Source organism: Albidovulum litorale (genome assembly GCF_025751495.1).
Classification (GTDB): domain Bacteria; phylum Pseudomonadota; class Alphaproteobacteria; order Rhodobacterales; family Rhodobacteraceae; genus Albidovulum; species Albidovulum litorale.
In genome coordinates this window covers 280638-296517 of sequence record NZ_JAOWKZ010000003.1, presented here as the reverse complement: position 1 = coordinate 296517, position 15880 = coordinate 280638, and the positions used below count along the sequence as shown (strand labels likewise).

The following is a 15880-nucleotide window of genomic DNA, read 5'->3' as shown; positions in this document are numbered from 1 at the left end:
GTAGAGGGGTTTTGTCAAATTCCATTCCTTGCCCGTCAGACCCTGACCTGAACCATTCCGTTTTTGACCCGTGCCTCGAACACCTTCATCGGCCGCGTCGCGGGCGCGCTGACCGGCTGCCCGTCGCGCACATCGAATGCACCTTGATGCAGCGGGCATTCGATGACATGGCCGTCGAAATAGCCGTCGCACAGGCTGGCCCCGCCGTGATTGCAAAGCGCGAGCGAGACATGGACCCCGGTCGGTGTATCGTAAACCGCAAGCCTGCGTGGCCCGAGGTTCGCTTCCGTGACCCAGCCCTGCTCCAGTGCATCGACGGCGATCAGGTCCTGCCAACCGGCGTCATCCTTCATTGCCCGGCAACCACGCCATCATCCGCACGCGGTTTGCGGCCGAGGATCTGGGCGAGGATATCGCGATGCGCACCCAGATAGCCGTCCGGTTCGACATGGATATGGTCACGCAGCTTTTGATGTAGCCGCGGCAGCGCGTGGAACGGAACCGAGGACGCATAGTGATGTTCGGCATGGTAGTTCATATTCCAGCACAGGAACCGCATCGGGCGCGAGACGAGATTGGTGCGGGTATTGACCCGCATCGCCGACACGGTGGGGCGGCCGACATGTTCGGTCATCCGCACGAAGCGCATCACGGGTTCGCCAAGGATCAGCGGCACCAGCCAGAACCACAGGGGCGCCCACCACTGAAAAACGACCATCGCGACCGCGATCAGCGCATAAACTGCAACCATCACCCGCGCCTCGCGCACCAATGTCGCTTCCGCCACTTTCGGCACGAAACGCCGCTCGGTTTCATTCAGGCGGCCAAGGGCATGGCGGGAGATCTCGGACAGCTTTGCACGCCAATAGGGGATGGCCGATAGGTACCAGAGATAGCCCCAGATCGACTTTTGAAGCTCGACCATCTCCGGGTCTTCGCCGTGAAGCTGTGTGTATGTGTGGTGGTCACAGTGTTCATAACGGAAGAACTGGTGCGGCAGGCCGATGATCCAGCCGCAGAGAATTCCCGCATAGTCGTTCAGCTTGCGGGTGCGGAAGACCGTGTAATGCACACATTCATGCTGGAGCGAGAAGTGGTGGACCAGAACTACACCATGCACGAACATCGCGGGCAACACCCACCATGTGCCGAGGCTGAGCCAGACCAGAGAGCCGGTTGCCAGCAGCAGCAGAAGCCATCCTGCCAGATGCCGAAAAGCTGCCGCGTCGGATCGCGTCATCAGGGCGCGCAATTCGACCCGGGTCAGCTTGCCCTCGGCCAGCGCCTGGGTGATCGGGGTGATGACGTCCCTCGCCATGAGTGGCCTCCGCTGGGAATGATTAAGTATATACTTATTACTGGGCCCTGTATAGGCTGCGCGCAGTGGCGGCGGGTCTGGTCCCGGCGTCAGAAACTCCGAAATAGTCGATGAAACGCGCGCGCAATCTCAGGCAGGGACCGATCCCCGGACATTTCAGGGCGCTGGCTGTTCCGGCGGCGATCGGTATGGTCTTCACCACGCTCTACAACGTCGTCGACATGTGGTTTGCAGGGCTCTTGTCCACGACGGCACTGGCAGGACTGTCGATTACCTTTCAGGTCTTTTTCATCCTCATCGCCTTCGGCGTGGGCCTTGGAAACGCGATGAGCGCGCTCGTCGGCAATGCGCTGGGGGCCGACGATCCCGAAGGCGCGAAGCGGATCGCCTGTCAGGGGCTCGGATATGGTGTCATCGTCTCGATCCTATTGGGTATCGGCGGTATCTGGGGGTCGCCCGCGATGCTCGCGCTGGTCTCGGAGCCGGGCGGCTACCGCGACGCGGCCAATGCCTATATGAACGTCATACTCTTCGCGACGGCGCCCTTCCTTCTGGCCTTCGGCGCGAACGGAATCCTCGGCGCGCAGGGCGATACAGACACGATGAAGCGCGCCCAGATCGCGGCCTTCTTCGCCAATATCGTGCTGAACCCGCTCTTCATCTACGGGCTGCCGGGGGTGTTCCCCGGCATGGGGTTCAACGGCATCGCGCTGTCGACACTGGTCAGCCAGACCGGGGTCATGGCCTACGTTCTCTGGCATGTGATGCAGAGCGATCTGATGCGTCACGAAAGCCCGGCCGAGTGGTGGCCACGTCTGGCCCGCTACAGAGAGGTGACGGCACAGGCGCTGCCATCGACATTCGCGATGATGATCCTGCTGATCGCCGGATTCGTCGTTCAATATTACCTCAAATCCTTTGGCCCCGCCGCTTTGGCGGCCTATGGAGTGGGGCTAAGAATCGAACAGCTTATCCTCCTACCCGGTTTCGGGCTTACCGGGGCGCTTCTGCCCATTGCCGCGCAGAATTTCGGGGCGAAGAACTTCGACCGGGTGCGCGAGGCGGTGTTCTTCTGCTGCAAGGCGGGGGTTGCGATCATGCTTTGCGGCTCATTCGTGCTGTGGTTCGCCGCGCGTCCACTCGTAGGAGTCTTTACATCCGATCCCGACGTGGTGCGGCTCGGTGGCGATTATCTGCATGTCGACGGCTTCATCCTGCCGGTCTATATAGTGCTCTTTTCGTTGAATTCGTTCCTTCAGGCCCTGAAGCGGCCAATGGCGACCGTCTGGGTCGGGCTTTATCGTCAGGGCATCGCCGTCGCCGTCTTCTGCTATCTCTTCGTGCGGGTCTTCGAACTTGGCACATGGGGGGTGTGGTTCGGCATCGCGGTTGCGGTGACCACCGGGCTTGTGCTCTCGCTCTTTATCGCCGAACGCACAGCCCGTGACCTGATCGGGGGGCTTTTCACCGCGCAGGCGCCCGTTCCAGCCGCCGGAACAGAAGCGACAGACCGAAGCAGAGGATGAAATAGAGCGCCGCCGTCGTCAGCCAGGCCTCGAATATCATCCGGGTGGAGGAAACCAGCTCCACAGTCTTGTAGGTCAGTTCCTGCACCGAGATGAGTGAGATGATGGAACTGTCCTTCACCAGCGAGATGAACTGGTTCGATAGGGGCGGGATCACTTTGCGCATCGCCTGTGGCAACACTATAAAGCGCATCTCGTCCACCCAACTCATGCCGATCGAGCGCGCCGCTTCGCGCTGGCCGCGCGGGATCGACTGGATGCCGGCGCGCACGATCTCTCCCACGAAGGCGCTTTCAAAGAGCGCGAGCACCATGACCCCCGAGATCATCGACGGGAACCGCCGCATGTCACCGAAGAAAAACTCCCAGACGCCGTTGTCTTCCTGCTTCGCGATGCCCCGCGCCCAGCCTTCGATATTAAAGGCGGCGACGATCTGTTCCGAGAGAAAGAAGTAGAAGATGAAGATGACGACGACCGGTGGAATGTTTCTCAGAAACTCCAGATAGGTCCGCGCCAGCATACGGACGGCGAGGTTCTGGGCGCAGCGCGCGATGCCAAGGATTGTACCAAGGATCAGCGCCAGAACGCTGGCGTAGATCGAAATGCGGATCGTGGTGATCAGGCCCTGCAACAAGAGGTTGGTGACCCAGCGGCCATCCTCCTCATCCCAGCGCAGGATGTAGTTGGGGATGCGCTCCCATTGCCATTTGTAGTTCAGCGTGCCGGAAATGCGGAACCAGATCACGGCAAAGAACCCCGCCAGAACCGCGAGGATCAGCCAATCGAGCCAGTGAAGTTTCCTGCGTGCCTTGCGCATGTCCTGTTCGCCTTGGCCGCCCGGCCCGAAGGCCGGGCGAAGTCAGATCATTGCTCGACCATCGATTCCCATTCGTTGCCCTTGAACCAGTAGTCGTGACGCTCTTTCAGCCAGCCGATCCGCCAGCGCGTGCCGATCCAGTTGTTGAAGTAGTTGGTCGCGTCCGGATCGCCCTTGCGATAGGCAAAGCCTTCGCCCCGTGCATCGAACACCTGATCGAACGGCACATAGAGCGTTTCGGGGTATTTGCGCGCTTCCCGCGACGGGGTCGGCTCGGACGCCATCGTAGCATGGGCGTTGCCGTTCAGCACTTCCTGTGCCGACGCGCCATCCTCATCAAATTGCAGAAGCTGCGCGTTGGGGAAGATGCGTTGGATGACCTGAACCGGCGTGGCACCCCGGCGGGCGGCGAAGATCACTTCAGGCTTGTTGAAATCCTCCATCGTGAAGCCTTCGGTCATCGACCTGTTGGCCAGAACCGTGAGGCCGGAGAATGCATACGGGTCCGAAAAGTTGACGGTCAGGTTCCGTTCCGCCGTGATCGACATGCCCGAGATGATCACGTCAAACTTACCCGAAACCAGCGCCGGGATGATCCCGTCCCAGGCGGTCGGCACAAACTCGACATCCACGCCCATATCCTCGGCCAGTTGCCGCCCGACATCCAGTTCGAACCCGATCAGATCGCCATTCTTGTCGCGCATCGACCATGGCACGAAGAGCGACAACCCGATCTTGATGACCCCGCGTTCCTTGATCGTCTCGATCACGCTTTCCGAGGACAGCATCTGCCGCGTGTCCTGCGCGATGGCAGGTAGGGCAAGGGCCGCGGCCATGACCGCGCCGAGCCCTGCATTGAGCATTCGTCTTGTCAGTTTCATGTCGTTTCTCCCTGTTGCGGATAGTGTGAGTTGCGTCAGTCGCGCACGGTGTAGCGCCGTTCAAGCAGCGTGGCGCCGGTGGAAATGATCAACGTGACGACCATGTAGACCGCCGCGATGGTGAACCAGATTTCAAAGCTCATGTAAGTGTCAGAGATGATGTTGCGCCCGATCGTGGTCAGTTCGGCAACGGCGATGACGCTGACGATGGCCGAGCTCTTGATCATGTTCACGACTTCGCCCGTCATCGGCGGCAGCATGAAGCGCACCGATTGCGGCAGGACGATATAGCGATAGACCTGCCAGCGTGTCATGCCGATGGCATCGGCGGCCTCCCACTGGCCCTTCGCGACCGCGTTGATCCCGGCGCGGAAGATCTCGGATATCAGCGCGCCGTGGAAAACGGCAAGGCAAAGTACCGAGGCGGAATAACGGTCGAGCCCGAAGATCGGGCCAAACACGTAGTAAAAGACGTAAAGCAGAACCAGAAGCGGCGAGTTGCGGACGATTTCAAGAAATCCACGCGCGACCCAGCGTCCGACGATCAGATCGGAAAGGCGAAGAAGCGCCACGATCAATCCGATAAATGTGGCCAGAAGAAATGCCGTGGCCGACAGGGCGAGCGTCCCGACGAGCCCCCACGGGATTTCGCCAAGAACGATGCCGCCCTCGACCGCCTCGAAAAAATAGCGCGGGATGCGGTACCATTGCCAGTTATACCCCATCGCCTCCGCGCCGTTCAGCGCGGTCGCGACAATTGCCCAAATGACGGCAAGGTAGATGAGAATCGAGGCCGGTCTCGACGCCATGACCCGGCGCGCCTGCTTCAGCCACCGCGGCGTGACACGGGCGGCACGCGCCCCGGCACCGGCGATATCCCCGCCCGCGCTCACCTAATGCTCCAGGATCTGATCTAGGAACAGCCGCGCCCGGTCGCTGTCGGGATCGGAGAAGAACTTGGCCGGTGGCGCCACTTCGACGATGCGGCCGGATTCCATGAATACCATGCGGTCGGCCACCTTGCGGGCAAAGCCCATTTCGTGCGTGACGACGACCATCGTCATGCCGGTGCCCGCGAGTTCCACCATGACGTCCAGCACCTCGTTGATCATTTCCGGGTCGAGCGCCGAGGTCGGCTCATCGAACAGCATGATGCGCGGTTCCATGCAGAGCGAGCGGGCGATGGCAACGCGCTGCTGCTGACCGCCGGACAACTGGGCCGGGTATTTGCCCGCTTGTTCGGGAATGTGGACGCGGTCCAGATATTGCCGCGCCAGCGCCTCGGCTTTCGCCTTCTCCATCTTGCGCACGCGGATCGGGCCGATGGTCAGGTTCTCCAGAACCGTCAGATGGGGAAAAAGGTTGAACTGCTGAAACACCATGCCGACATCCTGCCGGACGGCACGGATGTTCTGGGTATCCTCACCGAGTTCGATGCCGTCGACGACGATCTTCCCCTCGTCATGTTCCTCAAGCCGGTTGATGCACCGGATCATCGTGGACTTGCCCGATCCGGACGGGCCGCAGACAACAACGCGTTCGCCGGTCCTGACCGTTAGTTTGATGTCATCCAGCGCCTTGAACGGCCCGAAATACTTGGAAACGCCGGTCAGTTCGATGATGGACGATGCGCCGGGATTCAACGCTGTCTTCCCCCGTGGTCCAGTTCGCGCCTGCAATCATGTTAGCGGCAATTCGCAATAAGTATATACTTAATGCAGCCAGGACCGGCAGAAACATCGTGCCGGGTCAGGCTGCCAGCCGGTAGTCTTCAGCCACGGCCGCGGCTGCCGCTTTAATGAGCAATTCGCCATGTTCTGCCCGTGCAAGTGCGGAATGCGAACCGACCCTTCCATCCGGAAAATCCCTGCGGTGTTTATCGGGCGGGCCGTGGCGATCCCCGGCATGGTCGCGAATAAAGTCGGGCGTCAGTATTCTTGGCGGTGCCTTTGCTACCTCGGTTGCGGCAACGTCGCGGATCGCGGCTTTGGTAATGGCGACCTCGGATGGGGTTGCGTGCATGCCCTCCCAGTCGCCGTAATACTCACGACGCAACACGTTGACCGGCTCAAAATCCCACCAGCTTTTCAGGCAGAGCGGCAGGGCAGGGCGCGCCTCCACGACGTCGCGCAGCGGTGCGAGGTTCGCGCCATGTGCGTTCAGGATGTAGATCGGGTTGAAGCCATGATGGGCCAGCGCATCAATGACTTCCCCGGCAAGCGCAGCGAATGTCGCCGCTGAGATGGAGATCGTGCCGGGAAAGGCCATGTTGAACGGTGCGGGCGTCAGTGCCAGCGTCGGGGCCACCACCGCACCGCAGAGGCCCGCCGCCCGCTCGGCAATCACGGTTGCGCATTGCGCATCGGTCCCGATCAGCCCCATCGGCCCGTGCTGTTCGGTCGAGCCGACCGGCAGAATGACCCCGCCCTTGCGGGCCAGATGCGTCTCGACCTCGGGCCAGGTCATGTGATCAAGCCGCAAGGCCTATTCCTCCTTCGCGTCGAGTTAGCTTTGAAGCCTTGGCAGATAGGTCTGAAACTCCGCCGCAACCGCCGCCTCGTCGGACAGCCTTGCCTGATAGGAGCGGACTGTATCCGGCCAGTCGATTTGAAGCCCGAGACGCTGCGTCAGGGCGTCGATCCATGCGAATGTCACCGCGAACCCGCAATCGCCCAAGCCAAAGGCAAGGTCAGGGGCTGCATCCAGCAGCCGCGCAAACTGGCCCAGCCGCTCGCTCATCGCAATTGACTGCCGGGCGTTCAGGTCAGCGTCGCGCCGGTCAGCGGCGAGATTGCCGAAAAGCGCCCGCAGCGCCGGTTCCAGCCGGGTATCGTGAAATCGTGACCGTTCGCGCATCCGCGTCCGGTCTTGCGCATTTTTCGGCAACAAGGGCGGCTCGGGAAAGCGTTCCTCAAGATACTCGGCAATGGCCTCGGAATCCGCGATCAGAAAGCCGTCATGATCCAGCGCAGGCAAGTTCCCGCTGGCCACGATCCGCTTGTATTCGGCCGAGCCATAGCCGCCCGGGGGCGCGATTTCCTTCCAGTCCAGCCCCTTGAACCGCAACGCGATCCGCGTCTTGGCAGAGTAGAGGCTGACCGGAATGGCATAGAGTTTCAGCATGTAAGAAAAGGGGCGCCCGAAAGCGCCCCGTCCCCGTCAGTTGCCAAGGTTCCACTTGGCGCCAAGCTCGTCAAAGAACCCGGCCTCTTTCTTCAGCGTGATCCATGTGTTCACGTAGTTGATCCAGACCTGATCGTCCTGCGGCAGCAGCATCGCGATGGGCGTCCGTGCACGAGGCGCCGACACCGGCACGATCATCAGTTCCGGGTACTGCGCGACAAGCTTGTTGGCCTCCACGTTCGAGGTGATATGCGCCTGCGCACGACCGGCCAGCACCTCCTGGAAGTCACGCGCGGGGGCTTCCACGATCTTGTACTGGGCATTGGGGAAGAACTCCTTCACCTGCTTTTCCTGCGTCGTGCCAAGCGTCGCGGCAACGGTCACATCGCCATTGTCGAGATCGGCCCAGTCCTTGAACCTGTCAGCATCCTTCTTGTTGATCAGCGGCACGGTGGCGAGCGAGAAGTAGCTTTGTGAATAACCCGCCGCCTTTGCGCGGGCGGGTGAGATCGAGGCCGAACCGGTCATGTGGTACTTGCCCGCCGTCACACCGCTGACCAGCGTCTTCCAGTCGGTCGGGACAAACTCCACCTCGACCCCGAGATCGGTGGCAAGCGCGGTCATGACGTCGATATCGTAGCCGGTATAAGAGTCCGTCGCGGTATCCTTCATGGTCATCGGGTTCCAGTCACCCGTCGTTCCGACTTTCAGAACGCCGTTGTTCAGAATGTCCTGAAGCGCGGATTGAGCCATGGCCGCAGGTGCTGCAAGAACAAGTCCCAAAGCGGCGATACAAGCCTTCACTAGATTCATGATGCCTTCTCCCAGTCGTTGGTCGGTTTGTTTATGTTCAGGTATATTTGATAATGTGCAGACATAATATTGTAGCGTCAAATCACAAAATGTGCGAGGACTATCAGCACGATCCTGTCCCGCGCCGGTTCGCGGTGACGTTTTTCCGAAGGGGGACGAATGTCGGAAAAAGAGCGGACCGCGATCATCCGGTTCACGGGTGTTTCAAAATTCTACGGTGACTTTCAGGTTCTGAAATCCGTTGATTTCGAGGCCATGTCAGGCGAACGCATCGTGGTTTGCGGCCCCTCCGGATCGGGTAAATCGACACTGATCCGCTGCATCAACGGTCTGGAAAGCTACGAACAGGGCGAAATCACGGTCGATGGTCAGCGCCTTGGCAAAGATGCTGCAGCCCTTCGCAAGGTGCGCAACCAGGTCGGCATGGTGTTCCAGCAGTTCAACCTCTTTCCGCATCTGACGGTTCTGGAAAACCTCACCCTCGGACCGATCCGGGCGCGCAAAATGAGCAGCGGTGAGGCGCGTGACCTTGCGATGCGTTATCTGGAACGGGTGCGCATCCCGGAGCAGGCCGACAAGTATCCGCGCCAGCTTTCGGGTGGTCAGCAGCAGCGCGTCGCCATCGCCCGCTCGCTCTGCATGGAACCGCGGATCATGCTGTTCGATGAACCGACCTCCGCGCTCGACCCCGAGATGATCACCGAGGTGCTCGATGTGATGGTCGAACTTGCGGGCACCGGCATGACCATGATCGTCGTGACGCATGAGATGGGTTTTGCCCGCAAGGTCGCTGACCGCATGGTCTTCATGGATCATGGCGAGATCGTCGAAACCGCCGCGCCCGGGGAGTTCTTCACAGCACCGAAAAGCCAGAGGTGCCGCGATTTCCTCGACAAGATCCTCAATCATTAGGGGCGGGCGATGAACAGACTTCTTCTCATATTCCTCGCTTTCGCGCTTTCGGCCTGTTCGGCCAATTGGGGCTGGTATGTGGTGAACCCGCAGACCAAGGCGGGCTGGACCAACCTCACCTTCCTTCTCAGCGGCCTGAAATACACGGTTCTTCTGTCGCTGACTGCGATCCTGATCTCGATTGCACTGGGGCTGCTGGTTGCCCTTCCCGGCCTGTCATCACGCCCTTGGCTGCGCCGGGCCAGCCGGACCTATGTGGAACTGATCCGCGCCGTGCCGATCCTCGTCATGATCCTCTGGGTCTATTACGGCCTGCCGCAACTGACGGGCCTGACCATCGGCGTCTTCTGGGCCGGGGTGATCGCGCTGGCGCTGTCGGACAGCGCGTTCGAGGCCGAGATCTTCCGTGCTGGCATCCAGTCCATCGCGCGCGGCCAGTACGAGGCCGCCTATTCCGTCTCGCTTAACTACATCGACACGATGCGCTACGTCATCCTGCCACAGGCCATCCGCCGCATCCTGCCCGCGCTCGGCAATCAGCTTGTCTACATGCTGAAGATGTCGTCGCTGGTTTCGGTCATCGGCATGCAGGAACTGACCCGCAAGGCCAATGAACTCGTCGTCACCGAATACCGACCGCTTGAAATCTACACCGTTCTGGTGCTGGAATACCTCGTTCTGATCCTGATCGTCTCAGCCGGGGTGCGGTGGCTCGAACGCCGGATGCAGACTGATGAGCGCGGCTGACACGCCGCGCTGCCAGCCGCCTCAGCTTGCATAGTTGGACCCTTCCTCGTCGAGGATCGCCTTGAGTTCGGCCATGTGCCGCTCCGCCTGACCGGGATAGTCGTCAAGCTCCGCCGCGGTCTTTTCGGCGATCTCGTGGCTCAGCACCCGCAGTTTCTGACCGGTCTGCAGCGCGCGGATATATGTCTCGGCCGCGCGTTCAAAATAATAAAGCCGGTTGAAGGCGTCAGCGACATCCTTTCCGAGGACGAGGACACCGTGATTGCCCATAATCATCACCTTCTTCGTCGGATCGGTCAGCGCCGCCGCGCAGCGCTCGCCCTCATCCTCGAAGGCAAGACCGCCAAAATGCGCGTCGATGATGTAGCGGTTGTAGAAGGTCGCGGTGTTCTGGTCGATTGGCGGTATATTGCTGTCGGCAAGCGAGGCGAGCACGGTCGCAAAGATCGAATGCACATGCATAACGCAGCGCGCATGCGGGCAGCGCCGGTGAACCGAGCCGTGCAGGCCCCAGGCGGTGGGGTCGGGCGCGTCGGGCGTTTTGAGCGCGTCGAGGTCATTGGCATCCAGAAGCAGGATGTCGGAGGCCTTGATCCGCGAGAAATGGACCTGATTGGGGTTCATCAGGAACTGCGTGCCGTCAGGATTGACCGCAAGCGAGAAATGGTTCGCGACGCCCTCATGCATATTCAGCCGCGCCGTCCAGCGGAACGCGGCGGCAAGCTCAACCCGTTCCTGCCAATGGTCGATATTCGGGCGGGGTTTCAAGGCCGTCGCGGTCGTCATGGTGCGTTCCCTCAACAAAATCCAGAACAGTTCCGTCGCAACAATTGATAGACTGCAGCGCACTTCACGTCATTCGGATTCTTCGCGCCCGACATGCCAGCCGACAGCTGATCGGCGCGGCGAACCCAATCCGCACGGGGCGTGATTGATCCGTTGATCACCGGGCGATGCCTAGCAGGTCGGCGGGAAGCGGGCATTCGCTGCGGTTGCGAAGGTGAGCTGCGTCAACCGCGAAACCTGCCATTCAGACATCGTTGCTGGCCAACGCAAAGGTTGATTTCGTAACTCTCAGTGCTGCGTCAGATTTTCCGACGGTGCGCTACCCTTCGCTAGGACCTTCGGAGCATGGATCCGACGGCTGGATGGTTTTCGGCAGATTGGACTATCGACGCAACTTGGGCGCAAAATTCGATACGGGGCGGAATTGGCGAGATAACCCAATCTGCGGGCGTTCGAGCCTATCATGGGCCAAGAAACTCTGTGATTGTCTTGAAGCCCAAGTCCTAAGCGAGAATGAATAAAAGCACCCTCTCATTTCTTGCCACCGGCAGATCCGGGATTGGCCATCTGCGTCGCGTGACAACGGTTGCTCATGCCCTGCGCCGAAAGGCAAAGGCACTCGATCTGCAGCTGATCACCAACGCTGCCCCAGCGGGTATCGCCTGCGATGAACTGGGTGTGTTTGACCGGATCCTTCTGCGACCGAGAGCGGAGATGGCGCAAGTCGTGGCTGAGGCATCAGGCATCCTGGTCTGCGACACCATCGAGCTGCCTGGGATCGAGCGGGCCGCAGGCCGAAAAGTGCTGATCCTGAGGGAAACACCGGCGGATCGTATTGCGTCGTTCCGCATCCCCGGCGGTCTCTGGGACCGTGTCCTCGTGCCCAATCCACGGGCTCACTGGATGCCGGACGGCTCTGCACTGTCGACTTCCGTCGAGCCGACGGGATGGATCGTGCGAACGACAGGTGTACGTCGCGCCTCGGACAAACCGGCAGGCATTGTCGTCGCGACCGGAGGGGGCGGAACCGAGGCGACGCGAAATCTGCTCTATCCCATACTTGACCGTCTTCTCGCCGATACTCGCGGGCGAATTGGCGCTCCCTTCTTGATCCGGCAGGCGATTGGCCCACGGGCAGGTGGGGCACAACTTGCAGGGGCGGATGAAGTCTTCGATCCCGGCGGCGATCTGAACCTGACCTTCCGAGCCGCCGATCTGGTTATCACTACGGCGGGCTACAATTCGGTCCTTGAACTGGCGACAACCGATACGCCCGCGCTCTTGCTGCCCATCCCGCGCAGCCTTGACGATCAGGCGGCGCGTGTCCGGCTCTGGGGGCCGAAACTTGGCCATGGCTACGCGCCCAAACAGCACGATGCGGCCGTTGATTGGCTTTCCGCTCAGATCGCGCGGCCCACACGCAGGGCGCCGATCGTTCTGGGCGCGGACGGTGCGGCGCGTGCGGCCGAGCTGATTCTCGATCTGCTATGACATTGTTCCGGAAATCGTACGCGACGGCTGCTGCGGCAACGGTAGCCGGACGCCGGACGACTTGGCTGCGTGCGGGGGGGATCCGCACGCCGGAAGCCCGTCCGGGCAGGGGCCCGAAGGATCTGCTTTTCGATTACATTGCGGGCGCGAGCAGGTTCGAGCTGATCGCAGTCGTGCCGATCTCTGCGTTGCTCGCCCCGCTTGCCGCATTGCACGACGTGCCTGCAAAGGCTGTGCCCAGTTTTGACCCTCTGTTGCGCATTCGGCCACGCCGGACCGCGGACGATCCCGGTTGGCTGACCGCTGCGCTGGACCAACTGGGGTCAGAAGAAATCGGCGGGACGACACTCCTGCACGGCGATTTCCATGTCGGGCAACTCATCCGCGATGAGGCGGGCGACATGTGGCTGGTCGACCTCGACGATCTCGCGATAGGCCCGCCGGAGGCTGATCTAGGCAATTTCATCGCCCATCTGTCGTCGAGCGCAGAAACCGCCCGCAGCAATTTTGCCGATAGCCTCGCCTTCTGGCAGAGGGAGGTCCTTGGCGGCTGGGCCGCGCTCGGGCGCGGATGCGATCCAAAGTGGATTGATCGGTATCTTCGGCTGGCGCTGATCCGCCGCCATCTGAAGCTGCGCGCTGCCGGGCGCCCGGACTACGGTGCGGCACTCGCCCAATACCTTTCAGCGCCGTGACAGGGCGAATTTCTCCATCCTGTAGCGCAACGTGTCCCGGCTGACCCCCAATAGCCCCGCCGCGCGTGAGACATTCCCACCCGCCATGCCCAGCGCCTTGCGGATCGCGCCAAGTTCCAGTTCCTGAAGCGTCGGAACATCGTCATCCACCGGGCACCGCGCGGTAATCGGCCGGATATGGCCCGCGTCGATCACGCCGTCGGTCTGGAGCAGCATCGCCCGTTCGATGCAGTTGACCAGTTCGGCCACGTTGCCGGGCCAATCGAGCTGCAAGAGCCGCGCCCGCGCCTCGGCGGTCAGCCTCGGGCGGCCAAATCCGTTGTCACGGGCGATCCGGCTGGCCGTGTAATCCGCGATGGGCAGGATGTCGGAGGTCCGCTCCCCCAGCGACGGCACGTCGATCCAGCCGACCTGCACCCGATAAAGAAGACCGGGCAGGATCAGCCCCTCACCATTCCCGGGCGACAGATACTGGTTCGCCGTGGCGATGAGCGATGGTGGCGTTGCTGCATCGTCGAGAAGGGCAAGGAGCTGACCCTGCGCGGTTTCGGAAAGGTGCTCCAGATGACGCAGCACCAGTGTGCCCCGGGCCGCACGGGATACCATCTCGGCCAGATGCGCGCCCATGTCTTCGCGCCGATGGGTACAGTCGACGCAGATAAATCCTTCCGGCATCCCGCCCGACGCGTCGTGCAGCGCACGGGCGGCGAGAGTTTTGCCGGTTCCCGCGGCACCGACGATAAGAACGCCGGGCCGGGTGTCGCGGTCGCAGGGGCGGGCAAGCCCGGTGATGGCCGTGCGCAGGGAGTTGGCGGCGGAAGAGCGGCCGATGATGCGTTCCACACCGGTACGGTTCAGCCCCGCCCCGAGTTCGTCCAGCATCAGGTCCCTGGCAATCGCCGCGATGGATGCAAGCGAGGCAGGCTTGACGATGAAATCCCGTGCGCCAGCCTTCATCGCCCGCACGGCCACGCCGACATCGCCGTGTCCCGTCATCATGACGATCTGCGTGCGCGGATCGGATTCCAGGATCCATTCCAGCAGTTCCAGCCCGTCATCCTCGTTCAACTTGTAATCGAGAATGACCAGTCGGGGCTGTTCGCGTTGAAACATCGCCTTTGCCGACACCCCGTCGACCGCATAGACACTCGGGAACCCGCGCCGCTCCAGAAAACTGACCATCGCGCGGGCCAACACGGTTTCGTCGTCGATCACAAGAACTTCACTCATGTCATGCCCCCGCTGGCAATGTCAGTGTCACTTCGACCCCACGTTCCGGCCCGTTGCGCAGGTCGAGGCTGCCTCCAAGTCGCTCGGCGATCCGGCGGCCCAGTGCCAGACCAACACCGAGGCCAGCGGATTTCGTGGTCTGCATAGGCATGAAAAGCCTGGTCAACTGCTCCTCGCTCAGTCCCGGTCCGGTATCGGCGACCTGGACAGCGATCCTGCCCCCGGGCGCCCGATTCCAGGAGATGCGCAGAAGGCCGCCGGAATTCATCGCCTCGATCGCGTTGGAAAAGACCGTGCTCAACACCTGCTCGATCTCGGCCGATCCGGCGGCGGCGAGGGCATTGTGGCCCGAACCGTCAACCACGATCTGGATGCCGCGTTTCTCAAGTTGTGGCCGGAAGTTTTGAATGCAGCGCTGAATGATGATGTCGATATGTGCAGCGTCGGTGGCGGAGGCCGGATCGTTGCGCATCTGGGTCAGGAACGAGCGGATCCAGACCTCAAGCCGATCAACCTGATCGATGATATCATGGACCGACTGCCGCGACGTTTCCGGCAGATCGTCTTCGCCCGCCAGTTCGGCGCAGGACCGGATCGCCGCCAACGGATTGCGCAACCCGTGCGCCACGGCCGAGGCCATCTCGCCGACAACGGCCAAGCGCTCGGTTTCGACCAGCCGTTGTTCCTGCCGCCGCAGAATTCGCGTCGAATAGATCACGACGCCCAGCAGCGCTGCAAACAGCACCGCGCCAGACAAGAGGGCGGCAATCCAGCTCAAACGCTCGGTGTTGTGGATCGACAGAAGCAGGCTCGCAGGTGCCTTATAAACCTCGACCGCACCGACGACAAAGCTGCGGTCCTCCGACCAGATCGGAATGTAGAACTCGATGAACTCGGTCACATCCGGTGGCAGCCCGACATGTTCATCCTTTTCGCCCCGCTCCATCACATTGACTTCCGGGTGCAGTTCACCCCGCATCGCCGCAGAAAGTTCGTCGTTCTCGTCGAATGTCCGGCCGATCATCTCGCGGTCGCTTGACCAAAGGATCTCTCCCGACATGGCATAGACATTGGCACGGAAGACATCGGGCAAACGCGAGACGTGAACAAAGAACTCTTCCATCGCCGGAACCTCGCGGTTCTTCGTTTCGCCGTAAAAATAGCTGTTGGCCTCTTCGACGCGGACGATGGAATTCAGGAACTGCATCGAGACGACTGCATCCCGCATCATCATCTGACCGGCGACGTAACGGGCAAGGTAGGATGACAAGAGAAAGGTCGTCCCGAAGATCGCCAGGAAGCTCGTGACGATGAAGAGCGACAGCACCCGCACGTAATGCGGCGAGCCTTTCGCTTCTGTCAGCTTCGACGGCATGGATGTCCTCAGATCGGCTCCTATCGCGGAGTATTCGACGGTTGGGCGTGTCATGACTACGGACCATGGTCCGATGAGTTATCAGACTGGCATTCATTGGCGGAAATTGGGGCATTTGCCCCAATTCCGGCGCGGCAATTGGCCCAAATTGGGACCTTCCTCCCTC

The 15880-nt window shown here is 61.3% G+C and carries 17 protein-coding genes; 5 read left to right on the top strand and 12 right to left on the bottom strand.

Annotation, left to right across the window (positions count from 1 at the left end):
- Positions 1–35: 35 nt before the first annotated feature.
- Together OEZ71_RS12290 and OEZ71_RS12285 are read right to left on the bottom strand one after the other, a co-directional pair.
- Entirely contained in the window at positions 36–353 is a 318-nt protein-coding gene (locus OEZ71_RS12290; RefSeq protein WP_263740284.1) for a non-heme iron oxygenase ferredoxin subunit, read from the bottom strand.
- Positions 350–1318 carry a fatty acid desaturase family protein gene (locus OEZ71_RS12285; protein WP_263740283.1) on the bottom strand — a complete coding sequence of 323 codons (969 nt, stop codon included), beginning with the start codon at positions 1316–1318 and terminating at the stop codon, positions 350–352. The genes OEZ71_RS12290 and OEZ71_RS12285 overlap by 4 nt, the downstream gene beginning before the upstream one ends.
- Positions 1319–1428: 110 nt before the next feature.
- Here OEZ71_RS12285 and OEZ71_RS12280 point away from each other — a divergent pair, with 110 nt between their 5' ends.
- Positions 1429–2844, top strand: a complete 1416-nt coding sequence (locus tag OEZ71_RS12280; RefSeq protein WP_263740282.1) for an MATE family efflux transporter — start codon at positions 1429–1431, stop codon at positions 2842–2844.
- On the opposite strand, the gene OEZ71_RS12275 is transcribed toward OEZ71_RS12280, so the two are convergent.
- The 7 genes from OEZ71_RS12275 to OEZ71_RS12245 form a co-directional block, all read right to left on the bottom strand.
- Entirely contained in the window at positions 2783–3661 is an 879-nt protein-coding gene (locus OEZ71_RS12275; RefSeq protein ID WP_263740281.1) for an amino acid ABC transporter permease, read from the bottom strand. The two genes, OEZ71_RS12280 and OEZ71_RS12275, sit on opposite strands and share 62 nt — an antisense overlap.
- Positions 3662–3708: 47 nt before the next feature.
- On the bottom strand, positions 3709–4542 hold the full coding sequence (locus OEZ71_RS12270) for a transporter substrate-binding domain-containing protein (RefSeq protein WP_263740280.1): 834 nt from the start codon (positions 4540–4542) through the stop codon (positions 3709–3711).
- 35 nt (positions 4543–4577) lie between these two features.
- Positions 4578–5435 (bottom strand): amino acid ABC transporter permease, encoded by an 858-nt coding sequence (locus tag OEZ71_RS12265; RefSeq protein WP_263740279.1) that lies wholly within the window; start codon positions 5433–5435, stop codon positions 4578–4580.
- Entirely contained in the window at positions 5436–6185 is a 750-nt protein-coding gene (locus OEZ71_RS12260; protein WP_318527839.1) for an amino acid ABC transporter ATP-binding protein, read from the bottom strand.
- A 106-nt stretch (positions 6186–6291) separates the two neighbouring features.
- On the bottom strand, positions 6292–7023 hold the full coding sequence (locus OEZ71_RS12255; RefSeq protein WP_263740278.1) for a creatininase family protein: 732 nt from the start codon (positions 7021–7023) through the stop codon (positions 6292–6294).
- A 24-nt stretch (positions 7024–7047) separates the two neighbouring features.
- Positions 7048–7665: a glutathione S-transferase family protein gene (locus tag OEZ71_RS12250; protein WP_263740277.1), complete on the bottom strand. Its 618-nt coding sequence runs from the start codon at positions 7663–7665 to the stop codon at positions 7048–7050.
- Positions 7666–7701: 36 nt separating this feature from the next.
- The gene (locus OEZ71_RS12245) at positions 7702–8478 is read right to left on the bottom strand and encodes a transporter substrate-binding domain-containing protein (RefSeq protein ID WP_263740276.1); all 777 of its coding nucleotides are present in this window, start codon (positions 8476–8478) and stop codon (positions 7702–7704) included.
- 159 nt (positions 8479–8637) lie between these two features.
- Between OEZ71_RS12245 and OEZ71_RS12240 the strand changes: the two genes are divergently transcribed.
- Together OEZ71_RS12240 and OEZ71_RS12235 are read left to right on the top strand one after the other, a co-directional pair.
- Positions 8638–9390: an amino acid ABC transporter ATP-binding protein gene (locus OEZ71_RS12240; RefSeq protein WP_318527838.1), complete on the top strand. Its 753-nt coding sequence runs from the start codon at positions 8638–8640 to the stop codon at positions 9388–9390.
- A gap of 9 nt (positions 9391–9399) precedes the next feature.
- On the top strand, positions 9400–10137 hold the full coding sequence (locus OEZ71_RS12235; RefSeq protein WP_263740275.1) for an amino acid ABC transporter permease: 738 nt from the start codon (positions 9400–9402) through the stop codon (positions 10135–10137).
- A gap of 21 nt (positions 10138–10158) precedes the next feature.
- Here OEZ71_RS12235 and OEZ71_RS12230 read toward each other — a convergent pair whose 3' ends face one another.
- Positions 10159–10923, bottom strand: a complete 765-nt coding sequence (locus OEZ71_RS12230) for a class II aldolase and adducin N-terminal domain-containing protein (RefSeq protein ID WP_263740274.1) — start codon at positions 10921–10923, stop codon at positions 10159–10161.
- Positions 10924–11436: 513 nt separating this feature from the next.
- Between OEZ71_RS12230 and OEZ71_RS12225 the strand changes: the two genes are divergently transcribed.
- A complete protein-coding gene (locus OEZ71_RS12225; protein ID WP_263740273.1) occupies positions 11437–12414 on the top strand; it encodes a glycosyltransferase in 978 nt (325 codons plus the stop codon).
- Positions 12415–12416: 2 nt separating this feature from the next.
- The gene (locus OEZ71_RS12220; RefSeq protein WP_263740272.1) at positions 12417–13109 is read left to right on the top strand and encodes a phosphotransferase family protein; all 693 of its coding nucleotides are present in this window, start codon (positions 12417–12419) and stop codon (positions 13107–13109) included.
- Here OEZ71_RS12220 and OEZ71_RS12215 read toward each other — a convergent pair.
- Positions 13098–14339: a sigma-54-dependent transcriptional regulator gene (locus tag OEZ71_RS12215; protein ID WP_263740271.1), complete on the bottom strand. Its 1242-nt coding sequence runs from the start codon at positions 14337–14339 to the stop codon at positions 13098–13100. The genes OEZ71_RS12220 and OEZ71_RS12215 overlap by 12 nt on opposite strands.
- A 1-nt stretch (position 14340) precedes the next feature.
- The gene (locus OEZ71_RS12210) at positions 14341–15768 is read right to left on the bottom strand and encodes a sensor histidine kinase (protein ID WP_263740270.1); all 1428 of its coding nucleotides are present in this window, start codon (positions 15766–15768) and stop codon (positions 14341–14343) included.
- Positions 15769–15880 lie beyond the last annotated feature (112 nt).